Genomic DNA, 2,674 nt, shown 5'->3' with positions numbered 1-2,674 from the left:
GCACACGCTTGACCAGAACTGCAGGTTCGGTTCCCCGAGCGTGCCAGTCATCAAGAACCGGCAGGAAACGCGTACATCCTCCGGCAACCGAAGGATGGCATCCACGAACAAGTCTTGGCCTTTGCGTTTTTCGAGCGTTCCCGCAAGCACGAAGGTACACCGATCGGCCAGAGGCTTTTGCTGAATATCGCCGCTCCGGTCCGGGATCCCGTTATAGAGCACATCGGCTCGAAAACCGGGGGGCAGATAACTGCGGGCGTACTCGCTGACGCAAAGCAACCGCACGCGCGTTCTGTCGATTCCGGTTTCTGCCTCCAACGTGGCTTCGAGCGTGCGTCCTTCGTGCAACCACCAGACCACATCAAGGTCTTCAATCAGTTCGAGTTGACGGACCACGTTGCGCAGGGCCATCGTATTCACGACGACAACATCGAAGTTCCTTGCAAAACGCTCGAAGAGAGGATGCCGTTCGGCAAGCGACTGGTCCACGATCACAACCACGCCCGCCTGTTCCAATTCCTTTCGCATCGGGCCATCCTCCGGTGCGACCACGACGGGAAAGCCACCACTACGCAACACCGCAACCGCTGCGCACAGGAGCATGCGAGGCGCCCCGGTCAGCGAAAGTTCGTGCGACAGGAACAGCACGTCGGGGCCCGTGTACGTGGCATTTGCATCCACGTGCGATGCAAAAATTCTGTAGTCAAACCGGAAATCTCGATAGAGCACCTTTTTCATCGAATCCGTGAAATTCGGATCCTTGGAAACGTAAGCGCCCCAGCGCTTCAACATGTAGATGTCGGCTTTGTATTTAACGGATTTTGCGCCCCAGGAGTGATTCCCGATGTGATAAAGAACAGCGTACGGCGTGTAGACGCATCGATGTCCCGCCTCTATCAGCTTGTAGCTCAGATCCATGTCCGAATGGCCATCGGGCGTATTGACTGCATCGAAGCCGCCAATACGCCAGAACACTTCGGCCCTCAGCGCACAGCATGCGCCCGACAGGATGGAAACGTTGCGCACGTACTTGTGCATGGAGAGGAACGAATCGTTCGCTTCTCTTGGGATATTGTTGTACGCCGTACCGCAAAGGCCGGGCGTTCCCGAGATCATGCCCGCGTATTGAATCGTCTCATCCTCGTGCAGCAGCTTGGGTGAGACGCCCCCGACACCCGGTACAGAGAGGTACTCGATCAGCTTTTCGATCCAATCGGGCTGGGCGGGAAACACATCGTCGTTGTAGAAAACCACGATCTCGCCGGTGGCCGCTCGCGCCCCTTCGTTGCACTTGTCGGAGAAGTTGTATTTCTTGTCGTACGGCAAAAAGACGATGCCCGGCGAGTTGCGGAACTCGCCTTCGAGTTGCTCCGCCAGCGGACCGTTGCAGACGACGACTACCTCGTAGTTCGGGTAGTCGGTTTTCTCCAGAATCGCATTCAATGCGAGCTTAAGATTTCTGAAGGAATCCGAGGGAATGACGATCGAAACCTTGACGGCCTTTGGCACGGCGACATTGACGTAGTTGGCGTAGGACAGCGGTATCGCTTTCCCCTGAATCCCACGCCGGACTAGCGCATCGTCTAGCGCGGCAATGTTGGACTCGCGTGCAAAATCCTTTCCACCGCTTGCCGCAGAACCCGGAATAGAACGCCAGAGATAGAGTACCCGCTCTACGTGCACGATCTTTTTCGCCACTTCGGCCATTCGCAATGCGAGATCGTAGTCTTGCGAAAAGTCATACGGGCTGCGGAAGCCTCCCAGCGCATCGACCGCATCCTTCTTGTAAACCGTCAGGTGTCCTGTCAACATGGAGTTGAACAGTATCYCCGGCGACCAATCCGGCTTGAATACAAAATGGGAAAGTTGGCGCTCCGACGTATCGTCGATCTTGCATTCGTCGGTGTAGATGAAATCGACACCCGGATTCTTGTTGATGGCATCCACGATCCAGAAGAGCGCATCGCCCGGCAACTCGTCATCGTGATCTAGCAACGCAATGAATTCGCCTTGGGCCATCTCAAGCGCCGCGTTAGACGCTGCGGCAATGCCGCTGTTCTTCTCAAGTACCCGATAGCGGACGCGAGGATCGTTCGTCGCGTAATGCTCCAAAATTTCTCGTTGATCCGCAGTCGGTGAGCAATCATCCACAGCACACAGTTCCCAGTTGTCATAGAACTGCTCCTGCAATGATTCGATGGCACGGCTCAGCCACTGCACCGGCGTTTTATAAACCGGCATGATCACGGAGATCAGAGGCCTTTGCTCGAAGTTCTTGATGGAGCCAAAAATTTCGCGAGGGGCGAGCTCCGCCTGTTGCCTAGCGTAGATCTGGCGAGCAACATCCTCGAATGGATCGCCACCCGAAGCGAGGGAATCCGGCACGGGAGAGGCTTTCGATACCAGATGGCCATTTTCGACGGCACGAATAGACCTGCGTATGCCGCCCAAGCCAGACTCACTCAGCACTTGAATGCCGCGGCGAGCCAGATTCGAGAACCCGCCCGCGCGTTGAGAGAGCACCGGCACCAGCTTGATCGCGCGAGCGACCCGTCCCTTCTGAAGGCCGGCCCATCGAAGAGACTTGGTGACCCGCCAGCTCGTGGAGTTGAATATTTCGTCGACCTGCGCCTGACGATGCTGCAACGCGTTCTCGAGCGCACTCGTGTGTGCA

1 protein-coding gene is annotated in these 2,674 nt (G+C 56.6%); it reads right to left on the bottom strand.

From position 1 onward, the window contains the following. The coding region (locus AC1DOC_RS28480) for a glycosyltransferase (protein ID WP_478131002.1) at positions 1 to 2,646 on the bottom strand (2,646 nt) is incomplete at its 3' end. Positions 2,647 to 2,674 lie beyond the last annotated feature (28 nt).

The sequence above is a fragment of the Variovorax sp. 01T439_2 genome (assembly GCF_056398445.1).
This window is presented reverse-complemented; position numbering and strand designations above follow the sequence as displayed.